Origin of the sequence: Corynebacterium poyangense (assembly GCF_014522205.1) — a bacterium.
GTDB lineage: Bacteria > Actinomycetota > Actinomycetes > Mycobacteriales > Mycobacteriaceae > Corynebacterium > Corynebacterium poyangense.
Window position 1 is genome coordinate 1,706,397 of record NZ_CP046884.1, and the last position, 23,953, is coordinate 1,730,349.

Consider the following 23,953-nt stretch of genomic DNA (forward strand, 5'->3'; position numbering starts at 1 on the left):
ACCACCCCCTTAATTCACAGCATTTTTTGAACTGTTTACCTGGGCTTTTCTCTTTCTCCCTAAGAAACTTTAAAAATTTTGATCTTCTTGGGAACTTTTATCCGTGTTTATCCGACGGGGTATCCATGCAGGTCATAAGCATCTTCTCTATCACCCCTGCTATCTACCCCCAAAAGTAAAGCTTCTTCCTTCCGGTGAACTGCTCTTTTAGGGCAAAACTCAATGAGTTCCAGGAAGAGATGTATTTCACATTTTCACCGCTTTGCTTTTACCCAGGTGACATACTTTCGGTTGACCCCTCCCCTATAACCCACCCCGCCCTGCGCGGACATGGTCTCACAGGGTTTTCTTAACCCCGTCATGTGAGTGGAACGACAAAAACGCTGCCTCTCTTCACATTCAGAGAGACAGCGTAATGCGTGGACAGGTCAGGAAATACTTAGTGCTTTTCCTTGGGGAGACCGTACTGAAGGTTCAACATCGTGGTGGTGTAGATCAACAACACAGCACCCAGAATCAGCAACCACCAGTGCAGGAAGGCGATTCCTAAGCCCAGCACCATGATGGCACCAGCCATAGCTGCGGGCCAGATGGAGTGAGGACTAAAGAATCCGAGGGTTCCAGCCTTATCGGCAACTTCAGCTTCCTCCCAGTCTTCCGGCAAAACATCGCTGCGATTCGAGGTCAAGTGAAGGTAGCCGCCAAGCATAATCGCTAGGACGCAGGCAAGGATCAGTGCGACGGTGCCAGCCCATTCCAATCCACGCGGATTACCGCCGTCGCTAACCATGGTGGTTGCGAAGATGTAAATGACAGACATCAGCGCCAGGAACACCGCGGTTCCGTACATAATTTTTGCGCCAGGATTCATGAGTATTTACTCCTTCGCTTTTTTACTTGACCCCAGTTGGGTCGTTGATGTTGTTTCCATCCCTAGTATCCCGCAAGGAGCTAAAGGGATGAGTAGAGGTTGCAAACTTTGGCTGCCCAATGGCACCTAGAGCCTCGGAGTTCGGAGCATCTGGATGAGTCCTTCGATACTCAATGTAATCCTTGAACTTCTCCGGGCTTACGACCCGAACTTCGAAATTCATCATGGCGTGGTAGGTACCGCACATCTCCGCGCACCGACCTACGAATGCACCTTCCTTGTCAATCTTTTCAATTTGGAAAGTGCGCTCAGAGGAGTTCGCTTCCGGGTGAGCATAAGCGTCGCGCTTAAACAGGAATTCCGGCACCCAGAATGCGTGGGTTACATCAGCCGAGGCGAGATTAAACTCAATCGGAGTGTTGCTGGGGAGTACCAATACCGGCACTTCTTCGGTGCTTCCCACAGTCTCAATCTGGTCATACTTCAGATAGGACTTATCAGACATAGCCTTACCGTGGATGGGATTAACCGCATCTTCACCGGGGTTCACCGAGGCTTTTTCTGCCTGCTTGGTCCGAGTCTCGTCTGTACCTTTATAAACTTGTCCATCTGTGGTTAAGCTGCCGGCTACTTCTTCATAGCCAAACTTCCAGTTCCACTGGAAAGCGGTGACATCCACCTTAACCTGCGGGTTCTTATCTCTCGCAGTGACCTTATCTTGGGCCTGGACGGTGAAGAAGAACAGTCCCATGACAATGAGAATCGGGAGAATGGTCAGCACCATTTCCAAAGGAATGTTGTATTGAAGCTGACGCGGAAACTCTCCGTCGCCGCGCTTTTCAGCTTTCTTAGCATTCCACTTACCGAAGATGGCGTAGAGGAAGATCCCCCACATGATGATTCCGATGATCCAGGCGGTGACCCAGGTCCAGACCCAGAAATTGCCCATGCTGTGAGCTTCGGGGGTTATACCTTCGGGCCAGCCCATCCTGATGAAGTGAAAAAACTTATTGTCGGGCGCAGAGACATCACATCCCGTCATGCCCATAGCGGCCAGCGCAAAGACCCCGCCGAGGGCCATTGTGCGACCAACGCCACGCTTAGTTCGCTGTTCCACGTGTGTCTGCCTTCCTGTCCACACAAGAGTCTCAGAAACCCGAAGGTTCCTCCTAACTAGGGAGGATAGCTTATGTACCTGCATTTCCCATGATCACTCCCCCTAATTCGACGCCTCTTCTATCGCCTAATCTCACTGTTTTTTAAGGATCCTACAGCTAAATGGACGTCGCCCCGATATGCCTACTTCTTTAAGGTGTAATTCAACTCACAGCGTATCCATCGAAGGTTTACACCCATTTGTTCCCCCTCTTCTACCTACGCCTTTTCACTTGCGGTTTCCACACTCCTGGAAAACACCGTATCGTTAAAAGATCATTTCATCTTTCCGACCTCAAGGAGGAGCTGCGCAAGTATGTGCGGGTTTCTAGGAATTTTGACCGCCCATGGCAATGCGGAGGAGTTTGTATCTACAGCTCAATCTGCATTACCCATGATGCGCCATCGCGGACCGGATGATTCTGGAACCTGGCATGACCAGGACACAGTTTTCGGATTTGCTCGGTTGTCCATTATCGATATTGAGCATTCTCATCAACCCCTACTCTGGGGTCCTACCGATAACCCCGAGCGATATTTGTTGACTTTTAACGGGGAAATCTACAACTACGTGGAGCTGCGTGAGGAGCTTCAAGCTGCCGGGCTTGAATTTAAAACCTCGGGCGACTCTGAAACGATTGTCGCAGGTTTTCACCACTGGGGCGAGAAGGTCGTTGACCATTTGCGCGGAATGTATGCGTTCGCCATCTGGGACTCGGAAACTAAGGAACTGTTCCTCGCACGGGACCGTTTTGGCATCAAACCTCTGTATTTTGCGACGACTTCCGCTGGAACTATGTTCAGCTCCGAGAAAAAGTGCTTATTAGCCATGGCTGAGTTGATGAATCTAGGACTTGACCTTGACCGGCGAGCGATCGAGCACTATGTGGATCTGCAGTACGTGCCCGAGCCGGAAAGTCTTCACAGCCACATTCGGCGTCTGGAATCGGGATGCACCGCTGTGGTTCGTCCCGGGGAGACAGTCACGTCACGGCGATATTTCCGACCGCAGTTTCACACCTCCCCTGTCCCTGCCGATAAGGAACAGGCTTTATTCGACTCAATCGCGGACGCACTGCGAGACAGCGTGGAAAAACATATGCGCGCCGACGTCACCGTCGGTTCCTTCTTGTCCGGAGGAATAGACTCGACCGCTATTGCCGCCCTTGCGAAGACGTTCAATCCTAACTTGCTGACATTCACCACAGGTTTTGAGCGGGAGGGTTACTCCGAGATTGATGTTGCTGCAGAATCAGCCGAAGCCATCGGTTCAGAACACATAGTCAAGGTGGTCTCCCCCGAAGAATATGCCGAGGCTATCCCCCGCATCATGTGGTATCTGGATGATCCGGTAGCTGATCCCTCACTAGTCCCCTTGTACTTTGTGGCTCAGGAAGCCCGAAAACACGTCAAAGTAGTTCTCTCTGGTGAAGGCGCAGACGAGCTTTTTGGCGGTTACACCATCTATAAAGAACCACTTTCCCTCGCTCCTTTTGAGAAGATCCCAGATCCGCTCCGGCGCGGACTAGGGAAGCTTTCCACGGTCTTACCTCAAGGAATGAAAGGGAAATCCCTTCTTGAGCGCGGTTCCATGAGCATGGAAGAACGGTATTACGGTAATGCTCGTTCATTCAATTTCCACCAGTTGCAGCGGGTTCTTCCCTGGGCGAAAAAGGAATGGGATCACCGAGATGTGACTGCCCCTATCTACGCTGAATCTGCGCACATGGATCCGGTAGCTCGGATGCAGCATCTGGACATGTTCACCTGGCTACGCGGAGATATTTTGGTGAAGGCAGATAAAATCACCATGGCTAACTCCCTGGAGCTCCGCGTCCCCTTCCTTGACAAGGAAGTGTTTAACGTCGCTGAAAGTATCCCTTATCAGCTAAAGATTTCGCACGGTACTACGAAGTACGCCTTGCGGAAAGCGATGGAACAAATTGTCCCACCACATGTTCTTCACCGACGTAAGCTTGGTTTCCCCGTCCCGATGCGCCATTGGCTCGCTGGCGATGAACTTTTTGGATGGGCCCAAGACACCATTCGAGAATCTCAAACCGAGGACATCTTTAATAAAGCTGCGGTAGAAGAAATGCTCAAAGAACACCGTGACGGGGTTAGTGACCACTCTCGCCGGTTATGGACAGTTTTGGCATTTATGATCTGGCACGGGATTTTTGTAGAAAAGCGCATCAACCCAGCCATCGAAGAGCGCGACTACCCGGTCAATATCTAAGCCAAGGGATACGTCGAGCTTCCTCATTAAGAAAACCCGGCCCTAGCCCTGCAGTCTATTCGACTGGGGCACAGAAGCCGGGTTTTATCACTGCATACGGACTCGGATAGCTGAGCCTATGCGTTAACGTCACCTCAGCAGGATTTAGTTAAAGGAATCACCACAAGCACAGGATCCGGTTGCATTGGGGTTATCAATAGTAAAGCCCTGGGATTCAATGGTGTCGGCAAAGTCAATGGTGGCTCCCATCAAATAGGGTGCGCTCATCTTGTCGACGACAAAGCGCACACCGCCGACCATTTCGGCAATATCTCCATCAAGCTCGCGGTCATCAAACAGCAATTGATAGCGCAGGCCAGCGCAGCCTCCGGGCTGGACGGCAATCCGCAATGAAAGGTCATCGCGGCCCTCCTGATCCATCAGCGCCTTAGCTTTGGCTGCAGCTGCTTCGGTGAGAATAACGCCGGTGCCCGTTGAGGGAGCAGTCATCTGGTTCTCCTTCTCATCACAAGTTCCAACAAAAATTGCGCAAAAGCATCGTGTTGAGACGATGGTACTCTTTTCCTTGAGACAACACGGGGAGGGTGTAGCTTATTCCCCCGCATCGTGGTTATGTAGCCTATATAGCGTGAAATTCCCCTGGCAAAAATCTCAAGATTCTGAATCCGTCGCAGACGGAAGCTCTTCTGCGGCTTCAGCAGCGCATGATAAGCATTCTGCCAATGAAGCAGCTACACCGGAAGAATCCGGAAAATCTGTCCCCAAGGGTTATACCCCGCCGAAAGGCCGTCCCACTCCGAAGCGCCGCGACGTCGAAATCCAACGAGGTGTCCGTCGCTCCTCTGAGCGCACACTGAGCCCCAAAGCGGCGAAGGAGCAGCGCAAGAAGCTCAAAGAATCCATGACGAAAGAGGAGTGGAAAGAATACCGCGCTAAAGAACGAGAAAAGTCTCGCACGGCTCGGCTGGAAGCTCAGCAGCGAATGGATGCCGGCGATGAACGTTATCTTTTGGCCCGAGACAAAGGGGAGGAACGTCGCTTCACCCGTGACTGGATTGATTCCCGGCGTTTCCTCAATAACTTCTTTATGCCTTTTGCCCTGTTGATCCTTATTGTTCTTTTTGTGGGAAACTGGGCCCCCAAATTCGCCTCCGTTATCTCTACCCTCACCATGGTTGTCCTGGTGATTTTCTTTGTCGAGGGCATGGTTACCGGCAGGCGCGTTAATAGTGCGGTGCGTCAGAAATTCCCCGGAACAACTGCTACTGGATTTGGGCTAGGTTTCTATGCCTTTAGTCGAATGACTCAACCCCGACGTTGGCGTTCTCCCCGCCCACGGGTCAACATTGGAGACAAGGTTTAATCATGTCTGACCTGGAATTTCCCCGCATTCCAGAACTGGACTCCTCGGCCATGACCGCTACCGCCGAGGCGTTACGTCACCGCCCCCGCCGACTAGGCCATCTTGGCTTTCTTTCTCAAGCACTAACCTGGTGGGCCGGATGCACCTCCGCTATCCCCCTTAACCTGATACAACACCCAGCCCTGGTAGTTTTTGCTGGAGCCACCGACATTGAGCCCCAACAAGTGTCAGACCAACCGGCTGGAAGTGTGAATGAATCTCTTGCCGAATTAGAGTCCGGGGCAGGCCCCTACCAGCTACTGCGGGGAGATACCCAGCTTGAGGTAGTGGATTTGCAGGATCACCCGGTTCCAGATTTCACCCGCGCCGATACCTTAGGGCCACACAATTTTTCCGACTTCTTTCGCAGGGGCCAAGATCAAGCTGACGCTCTTATCGATAGCGGCTGTGACTTGTTAATCCCCGGATCCGTGGGCGAATCTGACCTGGCTGTGGCGGCGACACTCATCGGTGCTTTGTCTCGCCGAGAACCGGTGAGTCTCTTTCGCCTCGGCGATGATCCCGAATTGTGGAAACGCCGGGTCGAGGTAAGCCGTAATGCCCTATATCGGGTGTTTTCCAAAGGTCTTCGGGCAACCCAGCGTCCACCCGCAACGACCCAAGCACAGTGGGCGAAGTATCTGTGCGAAAAACTAGGCTCTGCTACCACTGCGGCTCTTAGCGGGTTTTTCTGCCAGACGGCCGCCCGACGAACCCCGGTGCTTTTCGATGGCCCACACTGCGCGACTGCAGCGCTGATCGCGGAACGGTTATGCCCGGGTACTCGACTGTGGCTCCAGCTAGCTCAGTCTTCTGCGGAACCCATGATGGAGAGCGTTGCTGAGGAATTAGAACTCCAGCCGTTGATGATTACTGGCACTGATTTACCGGAGGGGGCAGCCTCGCTCATGGCGTTGCCTCAACTCCAAGCGGGTATTTCCTTAGTCCGAGGTGATCGGATAGATCAACCCCAGGTATAGCCCCAAGCTCAGTCACCAGCTTGAGGCTAGGTATCGGTAGTCTTAGTTTCCGGCTGGGACCAAAGTTTTCACCCAGTTATGCGGGTCTTCGGCTTCTCCCCGCTGGATAGCGGTGAGCTTCTTACGCAGATCCATGGTGACCGTTCCTGGCTCATTGTTATTAATGACAAATTCACCATGAGCTGAGCGAACCACTCCGACCGGGGTGATAACCGCAGCGGTGCCGCAGGCCAAAGCCTCAGTCATCGCTCCACTGCGTACGTCTTCTTCCCACTCGGACACTGAAATGCGACGTTCTTCAACTTGATAGCCCTGGTCTTCAGCTAATTCAAGAAGCGAAGCTCGAGTCACTCCGGCCAATAGGGACCCGGAGAGTTCCGGAGTCACGACCCGAGCACTATCCCCGTGGCCGTAAACAAACATGAGGTTCATGCCGCCCATTTCCTCGATATAGCGATGCTCCAAGGCGTCGAGCCACACCACCTGTTCACACCCTTTTTCCTGGGCCTGCGCTTGGGCTTGTAAGGAGGCGGCATAATTGCCGGCGCATTTTGCCGTACCAGTACCTCCGGGTGCGGCACGAACGAAATCCTCGCACAACCACACACTGACCGGTTTTATTCCGCCGGTGAAGTAGGCCCCCGCCGGTGAGGCAATGACAATAAATCGATAAGACACGGAAGGGCTGACACCCAACGTGGCCTCGGTAGAAATCATCAGCGGGCGAAGATAAAGTGATGCTTCCCCACCAGCCGGCGGAACCCATTGAGCATCAACGCTTACTAGTTGGCGCAGAGATTCGATAAACAAGTCCGTGGGCAATTCCGGCATCGCTAAACGTTGCGCTGAGCGTTGCATCCGCTGAGCATTTTGCTCTGGCCGGAATGTGGCAATATCGCCATTCGGTTGCCGATAGGCTTTGATTCCTTCGAAAATTGCCTGACCATAATGGAACACACTGGTTGCCGGATCCAACACCAAGGGCGCATAAGGCTCAACGCGCGCATTATTCCAACCATGCTCGCGATCCCAATCAATCATCACCATGTGGTCGGTGAAGTATCGACCGAATGCTGGGTTAGCCAGAATCCTCTCGCGTTCCTCATCACTCGTGGGGGTGGGGTTTGTCGTGATATCGAAGTTTAAGGAAGCCATAAACGAACGATACACCCAGCCGTTGAGCTTCCACTCGGCGTAGGGTGCCTAATGAGGCGGTGACACACATTTCATCCAACACCGCTATCCTTGGCTCCACAGAAACATAGTTAGGATTTTTGGAGGTCTTTGCTTTTATGAGCCCATCGGTTTCCTTGCCAGTTCGCACTGAATTGCCGGATATTGAACTAGTAAAAAAGCTCCCCAAGAATGCTGATGCATTACTGGTTCCTATTTTTTCCGAGAACGAAGGCGTCGAATTTCCCGTTTGCCCTGCTATCGATAAGAAAACGACAAAGGAATTACTGTCGCAGTTCAAAGCTGTAGGGGCGAAAGCAAAAGCGGGAGAAATCACCAGAATTCCGGGGGTGGAGTTGCCGATCATCGCGGTGGGGCTGGGCGCCGCAGACGAGGTTGACGACGAAAAAATCCGTCGCACAGTGGGAACAGCAGCTCGGAGTCTCAAAGATCTTGAGCACGTGGTGGTGGCTTTCGGGGCTTTAAGCACACGTGCGCTGGTGGAAGGGTTGTTATTAGGTTCATATAGCTACCCTGGGTTCCGGGGCGCTAAAGCAGACGATCAACCAACGAGAGTTTCTTCGTACAGTGTGATTGCAGATCCCAAAACAGCGAAAGAAGAGTTTGTCGCGGCGCATATTACGGCGGAAAGCGTCTGCTTGGCTCGCGACCTCGTCAATACGCCTTCTTCTCACCTGTACCCGGAAACCTATGCGGCTTTCCTGCAATCAGAGGCCAAGAAATGTGGAGTCGACGTCGATGTCCTCGATGAGAAAGCTCTGGAGAAAAAGGGGTTCGGCGGGATTCTTGCCGTGGGGCAAGGTTCTGCTCGTCCTCCTCGGTTAGTCCACTTGCGGTGGAGCCCCCGCCATGCCAAGAAGAAAGTAGCGATGGTGGGTAAAGGAATCACTTTTGATACCGGCGGAATTTCTATTAAGCCCTCACTCCACATGGAAAACATGATTTCAGATATGGGAGGGTCTGCCGCGGTGGTAGCCACCGTTTTCGGTGCTGCTCGACTCAATCTCAATGTTGAAATCAATGCTTTTGTTGCGTTGGCAGAAAATATGCCCGACGGTAATGCGATCCGACCTGGGGACGTTATCACCCACTATGGCGGTATTACGTCGGAAATTCTTAATACCGATGCCGAGGGACGCTTGGTTCTGGCAGATGCGTTGGCTCGAGCCAGTGAAGATCACCCGGACTACCTCATTGAAACGGCAACCCTAACTGGCGCCCAGATTGTGGCTCTGGGTGTGCGTACCAGTGGGGTGATGGGCAGCGACGAATTCCGTGACCGGTTAGCCGAAACTGGGCGGAAGGTTGGAGAACCGGCGTGGGCTATGCCGCTTCTGGAAGAACACGAAAAAACTATTAAGACCCCGGCCGCTGATATCCGCAATGTCGATAACACTCGTCATGGTGGAATGCTGTACGCCGGTACCTATTTGTCTAAGTTTATTGGCGATGGGATTGAATGGGCGCACGTAGATATTGCCGGCCCCTCCTTTAATGAGGGGAGGCCCGACGGCTATCTGCCGGTCCGAGCCACCGGTGTTCCAGTACGCACTTTCTTGGCGGTACTAGCTGACATCGCTGAGCAAAACTAGCCCATCGTTGTGCATGTGGACTGTGATCCATGTGCACCGCCCACACACCTAAACTTCCGCAGCACAATAGTATGGTGTAAGGATGCGCACTCCCCGTTCGCTGCCGACGGGTAGGCTCGTGGGAAAAGCAACCATATAAAACTTACGCGATAATCTGAGGAGTCTTCTATCATGGCGTTCTCCGTTGAGATGCCCGAGCTGGGCGAGTCTGTCACCGAGGGTACGATTACCCAGTGGCTCAAGGAGGTCGGTGACACAGTAGAGCAGGATGAACCCTTGCTCGAAGTCTCCACTGACAAAGTTGACACCGAAATCCCTGCCCCTACCTCTGGTGTTTTGCTTGAGATTAAAGCCGAGGAAGATGACACCGTCGACGTCGGTGAAGTGATAGCCATTATTGGTGATAAAGACGAAGCCTCTCCTGCTCAGAAGGACTCTCAGGAACCTCAAGAAGAGGAGGAATCATCCGAGGATTCCGCTGATAGTTCCGCTGCTGACGACTCCGGTGACGCCACCGACGTCGAAATGCCTGAGCTCGGCGAGTCCGTCACCGAAGGCACCATTACCCAGTGGCTTAAAGAAGTAGGCGACAAAGTCGAGGTTGACGAACCTCTCCTGGAAGTTTCCACCGACAAAGTTGACACCGAAATCCCGTCCCCCGTCGCCGGTACTCTCCTCGAAATCCTCGCCGACGAAGACGACACCGTCGACGTAGGCGAAGTAATCGCCCGCATCGGATCCGGCTCCGCCCCCAAGAAGGAAACCCCCAAGAAAGAAGAAGAGCGGGATATTCCTTCTGAGGAAGCTATCAAAGAAGCTGAGTCCAAAGACAGCAATGACACCGTCGACGAGGCTAAGGATTCAGCTGATAGTTCCGCTGCTGACGACTCCGGTGACGCCACCGACGTCGAAATGCCTGAGCTCGGCGAGTCCGTCACCGAAGGCACCATTACCCAGTGGCTTAAAGAAGTAGGCGACAAAGTCGAGGTTGACGAACCTCTCCTGGAAGTTTCCACCGACAAAGTTGACACCGAAATCCCGTCCCCCGTCGCCGGTACTCTCCTCGAAATCCTCGCCGACGAAGACGACACCGTCGACGTAGGCGAAGTAATCGCCCGCATCGGATCCGGCTCCGCCCCCAAGAAAGAAGAGGCCCCGAAGGAGGAAGCCCCGAAGGCTGAAGAGCCGAAGAAAGAGCCCAAGGAAGAAAAGGCTGAGCCGAAGGAAGATTCAGCACAGTCTGCCAAGGTCCCTTATGTCACCCCCTTGGTTCGTAAATTGGCCGATAAACATGGGGTTGATCTCACTACTATTAAGGGCACTGGGGTTGGCGGACGCATCCGTAAACAAGATGTCCTTGCTGCGGCTCAGGGAGAAGACGCTGAGAGTGCGGCTCCGCAAGAATCTGCACCGCGGTCTGCTGCTTCCACTAAGTCGGTAGATCCGGAGAAAGCTAAACTGCGTGGAACCACCCAGCGAGTCAACCGAATCCGCGAAATCACAGCGAAGAAGACTGTGGAGTCTTTGCAAACTTCCGCTCAGCTCACCCAGCTGCATGAAGTAGATATGACTCGGATTGCCGAACTGCGTAAGGCTCATAAGCCAGCCTTCAAAGAGAAGCATGGTGTGAATTTGACTTACTTGCCTTTCTTTGTGAAGGCTGCAGTTGAGGCTTTGGTTTCTCATCCCAACGTCAATGCGTCCTATAACGCAGAGACCAAGGAAATGACCTACCACGAGTCAGTGAATATGGCGATTGCCGTGGATACCCCGGCTGGATTATTAAGCCCAGTTATCCACAATGCTCAAGATATGTCTCTTCCTGAACTAGCTAAGGCAATTGTGGATCTGGCGGACCGGGCGCGCAATAGCAAGCTCAAGCCGAATGACTTAGCGGGCGGAACTTTCACCATTACCAATATCGGTTCGGAAGGAGCACTATCCGATACCCCGATTTTGGTTCCACCACAGGCTGGAATTATGGGGACTGGCGCTATCGTTAAGCGACCGGTAGTTGTCACAGATGATGGGATCGATTCCATCGCTATCCGTCAGATGGTGTATTTGCCGCTGACCTATGATCACCAAATTGTTGATGGTGCTGATGCTGGCCGGTTCATGACCACGATTAAAGATCGTCTAGAAACTGCCAATTTCGAAGGAGATTTAGAGCTTTAATCGCCTTATCTCATGACTAAATGCCGTGGCCATAAGTTCTGTATAGGGGCTGTGACCACGGCTTTTTCAAGCCCTATTCGGAAAAATGCGGACTAGAACACCAAAGCACGTCTTCGTGGCTCCTCACACACTAAGGTGGAAGGAGCAATCATCCACTTTCGGATCACAGACATGTCCGCTGAACGCACAAAGGAGCTTTTGCGCTCATGACTCTTAGCCCTATCCAGGACCCCGCATCCTACCTCGCTCGGCATATCGGCCCGGACCAACCCGAGACCGAAAAGATGCTATCCGCACTTGGGTATAAGGATTTAGATTCCCTTCTCGACGCCGCCGTCCCCGCTGGAATTCGAGAAAATGGTATCCCTCACTTAGCCCCTGCGCTCAGCGAGGCCGATGCCCAACAACGCCTGCGAGCATATGCTGATCGCAATAAAGTTCTTCGGTCTTACTATGGACAGGGCTACTATGACACGATCACGCCTCCGGTGATCCGACGTGGCATTCTCGAAAATCCTGCCTGGTACACGGCCTATACACCGTATCAGCCAGAAATCTCTCAAGGCCGCCTTGAAGCTCTCCTGAACTTTCAAACGATGGTTAGTGAACTTACCGGCCTGCCCATCGCCAACGCCTCGCTACTCGATGAAGCATCCGCCACGGCAGAGGCCGTTGGGCTCATGTCTCGCGCCAAGCGAAAGGGACGTCGCGTTCTTCTTGATTCCCGACTTCACCCTCAGGTACTCAATGTGGCGACAAAACGCGCCCAGGCTCTAGAACTTGAGGTCGTCACCGAAGACCTCTCCGCAGGTCTTGTGGGTGAAGATCTCATTGGTGTGGTCTTAGCTTATCCCGGCACAGAAGGCGATATTCAAGACCTCCGCCCCATTATCGACGCCGTACACGAACGAGGCGGATTAGCAACCGTCGTCACCGATCTCCTAGCATTACAGCTTCTCGAATCACCCGGTGCGCTAGGAGCAGATATTTCGGTCGGTTCCTCTCAGCGCTTCGGCGTACCGCTCTTCTTCGGCGGCCCCCATGCCGCCTTTATGTCAGTCACTGAACAATTAAAACGCCAATTACCTGGCCGTTTAGTTGGCGTTTCGGTTGACGCCGAAGGAAATCCAGCGTATCGCTTAGCCCTTCAAACTCGGGAACAACATATCCGCCGCGAACGGGCTACCTCAAATATCTGCACCGCTCAAGCTCTTCTCGCAGTCACCGCCTCCATGTATGCGGTGTATCACGGCCCTTCCGGTCTTAAAGCAATTGCCAAACGAGTTCATGATCTTGCCGCTTCTTTCGCGCAGGCCCTAGAAACTGTCCCTGGGGTTTCTCTTCGCCATGACTCCTTCTTCGATACCGTCACCGTCAACGTCCCAGGGCGGGCAGAAGAAATCCGCGCTACTTTAGCTCAAGCTGGGTACTTGATTCGAATAATCGACGCAGATACTGTCTCAGTGTCCTTTGGGGAATCAGCAACCTGGGGCGACGTCAGCGTCTTGGCTGATGCCTTCGCCTCTGGTTTAGTGGTCCCGACGCCTTCCTCCGCTACTAGCTCGCGGATTCCAGAAAATATCCAGCGCTCCACCCCCACCTTGGAACATCCCATTTTCTCCTCGGTACATTCAGAAACACAGATGTTGCGCTACATGCGGCTACTTTCTGACAAGGATCTAGCTTTGGATCGCACCATGATTCCGCTGGGGTCATGCACCATGAAATTGAACCCCACCGCAGGTATGGAACCTATTAGTTGGCCTGGTTTTGCCGACATTCACCCCTACGCTCCAGAAGAGTACACCCAAGGGTGGCGGGAACTTATTGTAGAGTTAGAAGGGTGGCTAGCCGAGGTTACCGGCTATGCCAAAGTATCGGTTCAACCAAACTCTGGTGCCCAAGGAGAGTTGGCTGGACTATTAGCCATCCGCGCCTATCATGTCGCCAATGGTGATAGCCAGCGAGATATTTGCATTATTCCGCAATCTGCCCACGGCACCAACGCCGCCTCGGCTGCCCTAGCGCATTTGCGGGTCGTCGTCGTTGCGACAGCCGCCGATGGCAGCATAGATCTTGATGATTTGGAAGCCAAGCTAGCAAAGCACGGCGATCAAGTTGCAGCCGCTATGATCACCTATCCTTCCACCCACGGTGTTTTCGAAGACACGGTTCAGACTGTGTGCCGTCGAATCCACGAAGTTGGCGGACAGGTCTATATCGATGGGGCAAACCTGAACGCCTTAGCTGGCCTTGCTCGTCCTGGTGTTTTTGGCGGCGATGTCTCTCACCTCAATCTCCACAAAACCTTCACCATCCCTCATGGTGGTGGTGGACCCGGTGTTGGGCCGGTTTGCGTGGCAGAACATCTCATCCCCTTCTTGCCTGGGGATCCTAATCAAGCTAACTCTGGGGCAATCTCTGCTACTCAATTCGGCAGCGCCGGAGTGCTTCCTATCACCTGGGCATACTTGGCAATGACAGGTGCCGAGGGATTAGCCCAAGCCACCGCCCATGCCATCTTAGGAGCCAATTATTTGGCACACGGTCTCAAAGATTCTTTCCCGATTCTCTATACCGGAGCACAAGGCCTCGTAGCCCACGAATGCATTGTGGATCTGCGAGAATTAACGAAACAGTCAGAGGTCACCGCCGCTGATGTTGCCAAGCGGTTGATTGACTTCGGTTTCCACGCTCCTACCCTAGCGTTCCCCGTTGCCGGAACCTTGATGGTGGAGCCCACGGAATCAGAAGATCTCGCTGAACTAGATCGTTTCATCGAGGCCATGCGCACCATCCGGAAAGAAATTCAAGACATCATCGACGGCGCAGTGGCCTACGAAGAATCAGTAATCCACCACGCCCCATTTACCGCAGCCGCTATTGGTGCTGATGAGTGGAACTACTCTTTCAGTCGGCAAGAAGCAGCCTGGCCAGTTCCAGGGCTATACCGGGCGAAGTACTTCCCTGCTGTCCGCCGTATTGATGAGGCCTACGGAGACCGTAATTTGGTGTGCTCCTGCCCACCGCCTGAGGCTTTCGAGCTAGATCATCAAGACTAACTATTTTTACTTAAGGAGGACGACCTAGATGAGTCGAATCACCGCGCTTTATCAAGAACATGAAGCGGCTGGGGCAACTTTCACCGATTTCGGCGGCTGGACTATGCCCCTGAAATACGGCAATGAGCTTGATGAACATCGAGCAGTACGTACGGCAGCAGGTTTATTTGATCTCTCCCACATGGGAGAGCTCCGAGTGCGTGGACCAGAGGCGGCACGCTTTTTAGATCGGGCACTTATTTCTCAGTTGTCCGCTTTGAAAGTAGGCCGAGCTAAATACTCCATGATCTTGAATACCGACGGTGGGATCATCGATGACTTGATTACCTATCGTCTTGGCGAAGAAGACTTCCTGGTAGTACCCAACGCTGGAAATAAAGACGCGGTCTTGTCTGCTTTCACGGAGATAGCTGAGGGACTCAATGTCAGCATCGATGATGAAACTGAAACGACCACGCTTATCGCTGTTCAAGGTCCTTCCTCCGCGGAGTTACTCAAGCAACTCCTAGACCAAGACAGCGCCGCAGAAATTGATTCCCTTCGCTACTACGCATGGACAAAAGTGAGCTTCCTAGATGCCAAGCTCTCAGGGATGCACATTCTTGCGGCTCGCACCGGATACACCGGTGAGGACGGCTTCGAGCTGTATATCGCCGATAACGCTGAAGCCGCTCGCACCATTTGGTCTCTATTCCGTGAACTCGATGTGACGTGCTGTGGCTTAGCTGCACGCGATTCTCTTCGCCTAGAAGCCGGAATGCCACTGTATGGCAATGAGCTGACAACGACGACCAGTCCTGTTGATGCTGGGTTGAAAGTGCTCATTGCGAAAGAAAAGGATGAGCCGTTCCAAGGCCAAGAAGCAGTATCGGCACGGCCAGAACCACAGCGGGTACTCGTCGGACTTCAAGGGGAAGGTCGACGCGCGGCGCGCCACGGCGCAATCCTTTATGATGCTGCGGGCACTAAGGTTGGTGTGGTAACTTCAGGTCAGTTATCCCCCACCCTGGGGTATCCCATTGCCCTTGCTTACCTGGATAAAGAGCTAAAAGATCCGGGAAACAAGCTTGAAGCAGATATTCGTGGTAGGCGTTACCCATACGAAGTTATCGCGACGCCGTTTTATCGTCGTGATAAATAGTGTGAGTCTTAACCCCCTTCTCCCCGACCAGGAAGGCTGAAATTATGGCTACTTTGCCCGACAACTACTCTTATTCTGAGGACCACGAGTGGATTGACGCTCGGCCAGATGATGCAGCTGGAGCCACCGTCAAGGTGGGAATCACCTCGGTAGCAACCGAGCGCCTCGGCGAGGTTGTCTTCGCTGAACTCCCGGAAGTAGGAGACGAGGTGACCGCCGGTGAACCCTGCGGTGAAGTGGAATCCACCAAATCAGTATCGGACATTTTCTCACCGGTCAGCGGAACCGTCACCGCTGTTAACGATGCCATTCATGATGACTATTCGATCATCAACTCTGATCCCTACGGAGAAGGCTGGCTGTTTGAGGTCGAAGTTGAAGAACCCGGCCCCCTGATGGATGCCGATGACTACGCCGAAGCTAACGGTGTTGACTAAAACCGGCCGAACACCATCCGCCACAACCACATAGGCCTTAACTCCTCTCCTCCGGACAACTCAGGTTTCACCCCTGAAACTCCGGAGGATTTTTTACTTGTTATTCCCCCTTTATGCGCGCGATTGGCGTAGTGTAGGTGCATCATGACTGCTCCAAGAAAACCTTTCTTTCCAGCAGAGGAATGTATCCGCGCTGTAGGCGACGCCGAACTGGACATTCAGAAGCTGGGAATAGTTGATTACCTTGATGCCTGGCACCTCCAAGCTGATTTAGCTGCTCAACGCGCTAAGGATGACATCCCCGACACAGTCTTAGTATTGGAACATCCCAATATCTATACTGCCGGCAAACGCACCCAACCAGAAGATCGCCCCACTAATGGGTTACCGGTCATTAATGTTGACCGCGGAGGAAGAATAACTTGGCATGGCCTAGGCCAGATGGTGGTTTATCCCATTATTAAACTTGCTGACCCCGTTGACGTGGTTGATTATGTCCGACGCCTGGAAGAGGCGTTGATTTACGTGTGCCGCCAGGTCGGCCTAGACCACGCTGGACGAATTGACGGCCGTTCCGGAGTGTGGCTACCGGCTGACCACGACCGTCCTGACCGCAAGTTAGCTGCAATTGGTATTCGTATTACTCGCGGCGTGACAATGCACGGTGTAGCGCTGAATTGTAATAACACCTTGGAGTACTACCACCATATTGTGCCCTGTGGGATTTCCGACGCCGGGGTGAGTACCCTCAGCGAAGAACTACAACGAGAGGTCAAGGTAGATGAGATTGCGGATATCTTCCTTCACGCTCTCCGGGAAGTGCTGAGCGGCCGGATGACAGTGGCCGATCATACGTTAGGCTGTGCCCCAGATCCCTGTAAGGGACTGCCCCGTCGAACCTAGATCCTGTGGGTGAGACCACCCCCAGGACGTAATATCAAACAACAAGGTAGGTAGGCTGTCGGACGTGACTATCGCACCGGAAGGACGAAAGCTGCTAAGAATTGAGCAGCGTAACTCCCAAACCCCTATTGAAAGCAAACCACGCTGGATTAAAACTGCAGTGCGGACTGGGCCTGAATACCGGGATATGAAAAACCGGGTTTCCGGGGCGTCGCTGCATACGGTATGTCAGGAGGCTGGCTGCCCTAACATCCATGAATGCTGGGAGTCTCGTGAAGCTACGTTCTTAATCGGCGGCGCCAATTGCTCCCGGCGATGCGATTTTTGCCAGATTAACTCCGCGCGGCCAGAACCCCTTGACCGGGATGAGCCTCGACGAGTAGCCGAAAGCGTCAAGGAGATGGGGTTAAACTACTCCACTATCACCGGGGTCACTCGAGATGATTTAGAAGATGAGGGCGCTTGGCTTTATGCCGAAGTCGTCCGCCAGATCCATCAATTGAACCCACACACTGGGGTGGAAAATCTGGTCCCGGACTTTTCCGGCAAACCCGACCTCTTAGCGCAGGTTTTTGAATCTGAGCCTGAGGTTTTTGCGCACAACCTAGAAACAGTTCCGCGGATTTTCCGACGTATCCGCCCGGCATTCCGCTATGAACGATCACTTGATGTCATCCGCCAAGCCCGAGACTATGGCTTGATCACAAAATCCAACCTCATTTTGGGAATGGGAGAAACCGCGGAGGAGATCCAATCCGCCTTGGTGGACCTTCACGACGCAGGCTGCGACATCATTACCATCACCCAGTATCTGCGCCCTGGTCCGATGTATCACCCCATTGATCGGTGGGTGAAACCCGAAGAGTTTATTGAACACCGGGATTTTGCGAAGGAAATTGGCTTTGCTGCAGTCATGGCTGGGCCTTTGGTTCGATCTTCCTATCGCGCCGGGCGGCTTTATGCTGAAGCGATGGCGTTTCATGGACGCCCGCTGCCGGATCATCTTCAGCACTTGGAAGAGACATCTCGGCAAGGAACGACCGCCCAGGAGGCTTCTACCCTGCTCGATAAATATGGACCTTCTGCGGAAACTCCGGTGAGTCCCGCAGGTCACGGGGCCGGACGTTCTTAACTAATTCTTATCACCTATCCTTAGGATCATGGCAGACGCGAAGAAGGCAAAAGCGGCCGATAAGGCCGCACGTAAAGAGGAACGTGCCGCAAAGAAGGCACGTCGCAAGCAAACCCGTAGTCAACTGTGGCAGGCCTTCAAACTGCAAAAAGAGCATGACAAAATGCTCATCCCGCTCATGCTGCTCTCAGTCATTGGCGTGGCTTTGGTGTTCTTCCTCGTGGGATTGTTGTGGAACGGCCAGTGGTTCATGCTCATTATGGGTATTGCCTTAGGTGTCATGCTGGCCATGTTCATCTTCTCCCGGCGGTTAGAAAACTCCATGTATGACCGGGTAGGAAATGAACCTGGTGCCGCAGCGTGGCGGCTAGAAAATCTCCGCAACAGCATGGGCGTGGTATGGCGCACGAAGACTGGTGTTGCTGCTACCACCCACATGGATGCTGTACACCGTGTGATCGGAATTCCAGGTGTAGTGCTAGTCGGAGAAGGCGCTCCCCACCGTCTCAAGCCGCTCATGCAGCAACAGCGGAAACGGTTAACCCGGTTGCTGGCTGATGTACCTATTCACGAGATTTATGTGGGTGATGGAGAAGACCAGGTTCCAGTAAAGAAGCTCCAAAATGCGCTCATTAAGTTGCCGCGGGTATATCGCAAGGACGATGTGTACGCTATAGCGGCGAAAGTAGAAGCCATGGACCATGTTGGGGCTAACCCGAACTCCCCAGCCGGTTTGCCTAAAGGCCCACTCCCTAAAGGCGCGAAAATGTCTGGGATGAATCGGCGAGCACGACGGATGAGCCAACGCCGAGGTGGCCAAAGTTAGCCGCTAGCGTCGTCTGAGTGTCCTAGCCCGCAGTATATACCCCCTTCCAGGAGGTAATGCGGGCTTTTTTTATTGGCTCAGTGACCGAATTGAGTAATGCAAAAAAGTTCTGGAAGATAAAGTATGTGGACTTCCTGATCAACAATGAGTTACTGGCGCTCACCGCCGTGATGGCAGTGGGGCTGGCACTGGGCAGAATCAAAATCTTCGGCCTTCGCTTAGGCGCAGCAGCCGTATTATTCGTGGGTTTGGGTCTTTCTACCATCGAACCTGAAATCTCTATTCCCGCAATTGTCTACGTCATTGGACTAGCGCTTTTCGTATATGCCATCGGTTTAGCGTCCGGTCCGGCGTTTTTTAGTTCTCTGAAGAAGACAGGCCTCAGGAATAATGCCCTGGCCTTATCGGTTATCTTTCTTACCGCGGTGGCAACTTTCGGCCTCGTAAAGCTGTTCGGCATTAATGCTTCCGCCGGTGCCGGTGCTTTTACTGGCGCTATGACAAACACCCCGGCGATGGCAGCGGTAGTAGATACCTTGCCGTCCTTAATTAAAGACACTGAGCAGCTTCATATTGTCTCAGAAATCCCGGTCATTTCCTATTCTCTGGCGTATCCGCTGGGCGTTTTGATTGTCATTGTGTCGGTGGCCTTAGGTGCGAAGATTTTCAATATTGATCACCGAAAAGAAGCAGAGGAAGCCGGCGTCGCTGAACAAGCGTTGTATAGCCACCTCTTGAAAATCACTCACCCCAACCCTCCTTCAGTTTTTGACATTCCCAAAGTGTTGGGGGTGGAAGTCATTATCTCCCGGGTTGAACGCAATGGGGTTCAGTTTGTCCCTGGCGCAGGTGAACGCCTTGATGTGGGCGATATTGTTACTATCGTTGGCCCTCAAGCTGACTTAGAAGTAGCCCAGCATGAACTTGGCGAAATCATCGAAGGAAACCCCTATCATGATGGGTCATTGGATTATCGACGTATCTTCGTCTCCTCCCCGGAGGTGGTCGGAATTCCGCTTCGAGTCTTGAGCCGAATGAAACCCGGGATGCTAATAACCCGGGTCCGCCGGGGCGATGATGATTTGGTAGCGAGCTCCGACATGACCCTACAGCTAGGTGACCGGGTCCGTGTTGTCGCTGAGCATGATCAGATCAAGAATCTCACTAAGTTTTTTGGCGACTCTTACAAGCGACTCTCAGACGTCAACCTTCTCCCACTAGTTCTGGGTCTGGTGCTCGGGATTTTACTGGGCATGGTGGCTATCCCCCTTCCGGGTGGAGCTGCGCTGAAGTTGGGTAATGCTGGGGGCCCGCTCGTCGTCGGACTAATCCTTGGCGCTATGACCCGGACTGGAAAGTTTCTTTGGCAGATCCCCTACGGGGCTAGCTTGACCATCCAACAGCTCGGTATGACGCTTTTCCTCGCCGCTATCGGAACCACTGCTGGTGCTGGGTTCCGCCAGGCGCTATCTGATCCTTCGTCGCTATCTATCATCGCGGCGGGAGCCATCATAACCCTTATAGTTTCCCTTTTTACGCTGGTCCTAGGCTACAAGGTTTTCAAAATCCCCTTTGGTGAGGTTTCGGGCATTTTAGCTGGAACGCAAACTCAACCGGCGGTATTAAGCTACGTATCTGAATCGGCTCGGAATGAACTCCCAGCCCGAGGATATACGTCGGTTTATCCCATCTCGATGATCGGCAAAATTATTGCTGCGCAGATGCTGGTGTTCTTGTTGATATAGCCCACCTCAGCCCAGGATGACGCTCGTTCCGGTGGCTCGATCATGAAGGCCACGTCCATCAGAATCCATAATCAAGGGTGGGAAGAGGAAGCTGGTGAACACCGAGCGTGCTAAGGCTCGGAGGAAGCCGACCCGAGTTCCGGGGACATCGGTGCGCGCAATCCCCATACCGAACAGGGCTTGGCCGGGAGTCCGAGCAAAAAGCCACCCGGTAAGGGTTCCCAGGATCGGGAAAAGAAGCCAGGTCGTTGTAGCAATGTCGCCGAAGAAATCGGTGTAACGAGTGATGATAAACGCCAGAGCCCAACAGATCCATTGATCAATGAAAATCCCCCCTACCCGTCGCATCACCGAGGCCAAAGATCCCGGTCCGGTTTTGGGGAGACCAAGTTTTTCTCCCGGCCACCGCCCTGGAGAATGGGGATCCTCATTTTCTCCAGGAATCTGTGGCCCTTCAATCCAGCTCCGCTTCCGATTTGCCATGTACCTCAATCTAATGGGTGCTCTCAATTGGGGCCCAATAAGGGGTGAGATGAGGGAAATATTGATCGAACTATAGAAAATGGGTTACACTGAATTTCGTACTTCATACTACTCGCCCTACAAGGAGAGACCATGGCCTTCACTAGCGCCGACGATGTACTTAAGTTCATCAAGGAGGAAAACGTCGAATTCGTCGATGTGCGATTTACTGACGTTCCTGGCATCGAGCAGCACTTCTCTATCCCAGCTTCTACGCTGGACGAAGACACCCTGGAAGAGGGCCTTGCTTTCGACGGCTCTTCTGTCCGCGGATTCACCACCATCGATGAATCTGATATGAGTCTGTTGCCGGATTTGGCCACAGCTCGGCTTGATCCTTTCCGTAAGGCGAAGACTCTTAATATTAAGTTCTTTGTACACGACCCTTTCACCCGCGAGCCTTTTAGCCGGGATCCGCGCAATGTAGCTCGGAAGGCAGAGGAATACCTGGCTTCCACGGGTATTGCTGATACGTGTTACTTTGGTCCCGAAGCTGAGTTTTATCTCTTTGATTCGGTTCGCTATTCAGCAGACATTAACCAGGCTTTCTACCACGTGGATTCCGAAGAAGGCTGGTGGAACCGTGGGAAAGAAACAGCTCTCGATGGCACTCCTAACTTGGGCTACAAGACCCGTCTCAAGGGCGGCTACTTCCCTGTTCCGCCTTATGACAAGACCATGAACATCCGTGATGACATGACTCGCAACCTCATGAATGCAGGTTTTGAGATCGAGCGCTTCCACCATGAGGTGGGCACTGGCGGTCAGCAGGAGATCAACTACAAGTTCAATACTTTGCTCCATGCAGCGGATGACTTACAGTCCTTCAAATACATCATCAAGAACACCGCAGCTCAAGCAGGTAAGGTCGCAACCTTCATGCCGAAGCCGCTAGCCGGTGACAATGGTTCGGGTATGCACGCCCACATGTCTCTGTGGAAAGATGGGCAACCACTATTCCACGATGAAGCTGGCTATGGTGGCCTTTCTGACTTGGCCCGCTACTTCATTGGCGGTCTGCTTGAACATGCTGGCGCAGTGTTGGCCTTCACGAACCCGACCCTGAATTCTTATCACCGCTTGGTTCCTGGTTTCGAGGCTCCCATTAACTTGGTGTACTCGCAGCGTAACCGCTCTGCTGCGGTTCGTATCCCGATCACCGGATCCAATCCTAAGGCCAAGCGCATCGAATTCCGCGCACCCGACCCCTCAGGAAACCCCTATTTCGGTTTCGCCGCAATGATGATGGCTGGTCTGGACGGCATTAAGAACCGGATTGAGCCACACGCACCGGTTGACAAGGATCTCTATGAGCTTCCTCCGGAGGAGGCCAAGTCTATCCCGCAGGCTCCCACCACGCTGGAAGCTTCGTTGGAGGCACTCGCTGAGGATAATGAATTCCTGACTGAAGGCGACGTGTTTACCGAAGACCTCATTGACACTTATGTGCAGCTGAAGTGGGATAACGAAATCATGCCGAATCGCTTGCGCCCCACCCCGCAGGAATTCGAAATGTACTTCGACTGCTAAGCCTTCCGCCTAGACCCGCTTGACCCCACCTTCTCTCCTCAGCTCAGAGGCTAAGGTGGGGTTAATTGTTATCCCTAAAAGATTGTGTAGAAGCATGGACATCCCAGAACAGTGGTCCCCTCTTATCAGCCCAGATGATGTAGCCTCACTCATCGGTCACCCTCGGCTGGTGATTTTAGATGCCAGCGTGGGAGATTATCGTCATTCCCCGGAAAGAATTCCAGGCGCCCTTGCCATGGATATTGATGGAGAATTTTCAGATAACTCTTCAGACATCCCACACACCATGGTCTCAGCGGAGAAGTTTCAGCAAGCAGCGAGGAATCTCGGCATCAATAATGACTCACTTATTGTCATTTATGACGCGCAGGGAATATTCTCCTCCGCCCGTGGTTGGTGGATGTTTAGGTCCATGGGATTAGACACCGTAGCTGTTCTTGATGGCGGTTTGCCTGGGTGGAAAGCAGCCGGATTGAGCACCGAGATCTCGTCTCAAAAACCAGAAGATAACCACGTCGAACCCCAACCTCGGGGCAATTTTCAAGCACACTACCACCCGGAGTTTTTCGTCGACGCCGCTACAGTTGCCCAGGCGCTTCGAGAAGAAAAAATAACTGTTACCGATGCTCGATCAACAGATCGATTTTTAGGAAGGATTCCCGAACCCCGGCCTGGACTGCGCCGCGGGCATATGCCGGGGGCTGTCAATATCCCCTTCCTTGATCTTCAAGATGACAACGCCATGCGACCGTCAACGGAACTAGCCAAAATTCTTGCCCCCTATATGGAAGGTCAAGACCAACTCATCGCTAGTTGCGGGTCCGGAGTCACCGCGTGTGTCATCGCCTTGGGAGCTACTCTCGCCGAGTGTGACAATATTGCGGTTTATGACGGTTCCTGGAGTGAGTGGGGCCGACCAGGGGATCTCCCTGTAAGCACCGAGGAAAGCCACTAGCCCGACGGCGCCTAGGTGGGCGTGTTCTTAGCGCAACATGCCCGGTAAACCACTATCTTGTCCTGTTGGCCTTAGCCATTATGACGAGC

General features: G+C 53.1%; 19 protein-coding genes. 14 read left to right on the forward strand and 5 right to left on the reverse strand.

Annotated elements, in window-relative coordinates; all coding sequences use genetic code 11:
* Window positions 1-439 precede the first annotated feature (439 nt).
* Window positions 440-871 (reverse strand): aa3-type cytochrome oxidase subunit IV, encoded by a 432-nt coding sequence (ctaF, locus tag GP475_RS07985; RefSeq protein ID WP_187973895.1) that lies wholly within the window; start codon window positions 869-871, stop codon window positions 440-442.
* A 22-nt stretch (window positions 872-893) separates the two neighbouring features.
* On the reverse strand, window positions 894-1,988 hold the full coding sequence (gene ctaC, locus GP475_RS07990; protein ID WP_187973896.1) for an aa3-type cytochrome oxidase subunit II: 1,095 nt from the start codon (window positions 1,986-1,988) through the stop codon (window positions 894-896).
* Window positions 1,989-2,342: 354 nt separating this feature from the next.
* Here ctaC and asnB point away from each other — a divergent pair, with 354 nt between their 5' ends.
* Window positions 2,343-4,265, forward strand: coding sequence for an asparagine synthase (glutamine-hydrolyzing) (gene asnB, locus GP475_RS07995; RefSeq protein WP_187973897.1), 1,923 nt, complete (start codon window positions 2,343-2,345; stop codon window positions 4,263-4,265).
* Window positions 4,266-4,409: 144 nt separating this feature from the next.
* On the opposite strand, the gene GP475_RS08000 is transcribed toward asnB, so the two are convergent.
* On the reverse strand, window positions 4,410-4,754 hold the full coding sequence (locus GP475_RS08000; protein ID WP_187973898.1) for a HesB/IscA family protein: 345 nt from the start codon (window positions 4,752-4,754) through the stop codon (window positions 4,410-4,412).
* 139 nt (window positions 4,755-4,893) lie between these two features.
* Between GP475_RS08000 and GP475_RS08005 the strand changes: the two genes are divergently transcribed.
* Complete coding sequence (locus GP475_RS08005) at window positions 4,894-5,628, forward strand: DUF3043 domain-containing protein (RefSeq protein WP_187973899.1); 735 nt, start codon at window positions 4,894-4,896, stop codon at window positions 5,626-5,628.
* A 2-nt stretch (window positions 5,629-5,630) separates the two neighbouring features.
* Complete coding sequence (locus tag GP475_RS08010; RefSeq protein WP_187973900.1) at window positions 5,631-6,647, forward strand: nicotinate-nucleotide--dimethylbenzimidazole phosphoribosyltransferase; 1,017 nt, start codon at window positions 5,631-5,633, stop codon at window positions 6,645-6,647.
* Window positions 6,648-6,689: 42 nt separating this feature from the next.
* On the opposite strand, the gene GP475_RS08015 is transcribed toward GP475_RS08010, so the two are convergent.
* Window positions 6,690-7,802 (reverse strand): branched-chain amino acid aminotransferase, encoded by a 1,113-nt coding sequence (locus GP475_RS08015; protein WP_187973901.1) that lies wholly within the window; start codon window positions 7,800-7,802, stop codon window positions 6,690-6,692.
* Between the two features lie 137 nt (window positions 7,803-7,939).
* On the opposite strand from GP475_RS08015, the gene GP475_RS08020 reads away from it, so the two are divergent.
* The 9 genes from GP475_RS08020 to GP475_RS08060 all read left to right on the forward strand — a co-directional run bounded on the left by GP475_RS08020 (window position 7,940) and on the right by GP475_RS08060 (window position 20,857).
* Window positions 7,940-9,433: a leucyl aminopeptidase gene (locus GP475_RS08020; protein WP_187973902.1), complete on the forward strand. Its 1,494-nt coding sequence runs from the start codon at window positions 7,940-7,942 to the stop codon at window positions 9,431-9,433.
* Window positions 9,434-9,604: 171 nt separating this feature from the next.
* Window positions 9,605-11,611 (forward strand): 2-oxoglutarate dehydrogenase, E2 component, dihydrolipoamide succinyltransferase, encoded by a 2,007-nt coding sequence (sucB, locus tag GP475_RS08025; protein ID WP_187973903.1) that lies wholly within the window; start codon window positions 9,605-9,607, stop codon window positions 11,609-11,611.
* 284 nt (window positions 11,612-11,895) lie between these two features.
* The gene (gene gcvP / locus GP475_RS08030; RefSeq protein WP_394367431.1) at window positions 11,896-14,673 is read left to right on the forward strand and encodes an aminomethyl-transferring glycine dehydrogenase; all 2,778 of its coding nucleotides are present in this window, start codon (window positions 11,896-11,898) and stop codon (window positions 14,671-14,673) included.
* A gap of 28 nt (window positions 14,674-14,701) precedes the next feature.
* On the forward strand, window positions 14,702-15,814 hold the full coding sequence (gcvT, locus tag GP475_RS08035) for a glycine cleavage system aminomethyltransferase GcvT (protein WP_187973905.1): 1,113 nt from the start codon (window positions 14,702-14,704) through the stop codon (window positions 15,812-15,814).
* Between the two features lie 44 nt (window positions 15,815-15,858).
* Window positions 15,859-16,251: a glycine cleavage system protein GcvH gene (gene gcvH / locus GP475_RS08040; RefSeq protein WP_187973906.1), complete on the forward strand. Its 393-nt coding sequence runs from the start codon at window positions 15,859-15,861 to the stop codon at window positions 16,249-16,251.
* 144 nt (window positions 16,252-16,395) lie between these two features.
* Window positions 16,396-17,154 (forward strand): lipoyl(octanoyl) transferase LipB, encoded by a 759-nt coding sequence (lipB, locus tag GP475_RS08045; RefSeq protein ID WP_187973907.1) that lies wholly within the window; start codon window positions 16,396-16,398, stop codon window positions 17,152-17,154.
* A gap of 64 nt (window positions 17,155-17,218) precedes the next feature.
* Window positions 17,219-18,286, forward strand: coding sequence for a lipoyl synthase (gene lipA, locus GP475_RS08050; protein WP_187973908.1), 1,068 nt, complete (start codon window positions 17,219-17,221; stop codon window positions 18,284-18,286).
* Window positions 18,287-18,314: 28 nt separating this feature from the next.
* Entirely contained in the window at window positions 18,315-19,112 is a 798-nt protein-coding gene (locus GP475_RS08055) for a DUF4191 domain-containing protein (RefSeq protein WP_187973909.1), read from the forward strand.
* 125 nt (window positions 19,113-19,237) lie between these two features.
* Entirely contained in the window at window positions 19,238-20,857 is a 1,620-nt protein-coding gene (locus GP475_RS08060; protein ID WP_187975861.1) for an aspartate:alanine exchanger family transporter, read from the forward strand.
* Window positions 20,858-20,863: 6 nt separating this feature from the next.
* On the opposite strand, the gene GP475_RS08065 is transcribed toward GP475_RS08060, so the two are convergent.
* Window positions 20,864-21,340, reverse strand: a complete 477-nt coding sequence (locus tag GP475_RS08065) for an RDD family protein (RefSeq protein WP_187973910.1) — start codon at window positions 21,338-21,340, stop codon at window positions 20,864-20,866.
* A 132-nt stretch (window positions 21,341-21,472) separates the two neighbouring features.
* Here GP475_RS08065 and glnA point away from each other — a divergent pair, with 132 nt between their 5' ends.
* Window positions 21,473-22,909: a type I glutamate--ammonia ligase gene (gene glnA, locus GP475_RS08070; RefSeq protein ID WP_187973911.1), complete on the forward strand. Its 1,437-nt coding sequence runs from the start codon at window positions 21,473-21,475 to the stop codon at window positions 22,907-22,909.
* 94 nt (window positions 22,910-23,003) lie between these two features.
* Window positions 23,004-23,864 carry a sulfurtransferase gene (locus tag GP475_RS08075; RefSeq protein ID WP_187973912.1) on the forward strand — a complete coding sequence of 287 codons (861 nt, stop codon included), beginning with the start codon at window positions 23,004-23,006 and terminating at the stop codon, window positions 23,862-23,864.
* Window positions 23,865-23,953 lie beyond the last annotated feature (89 nt).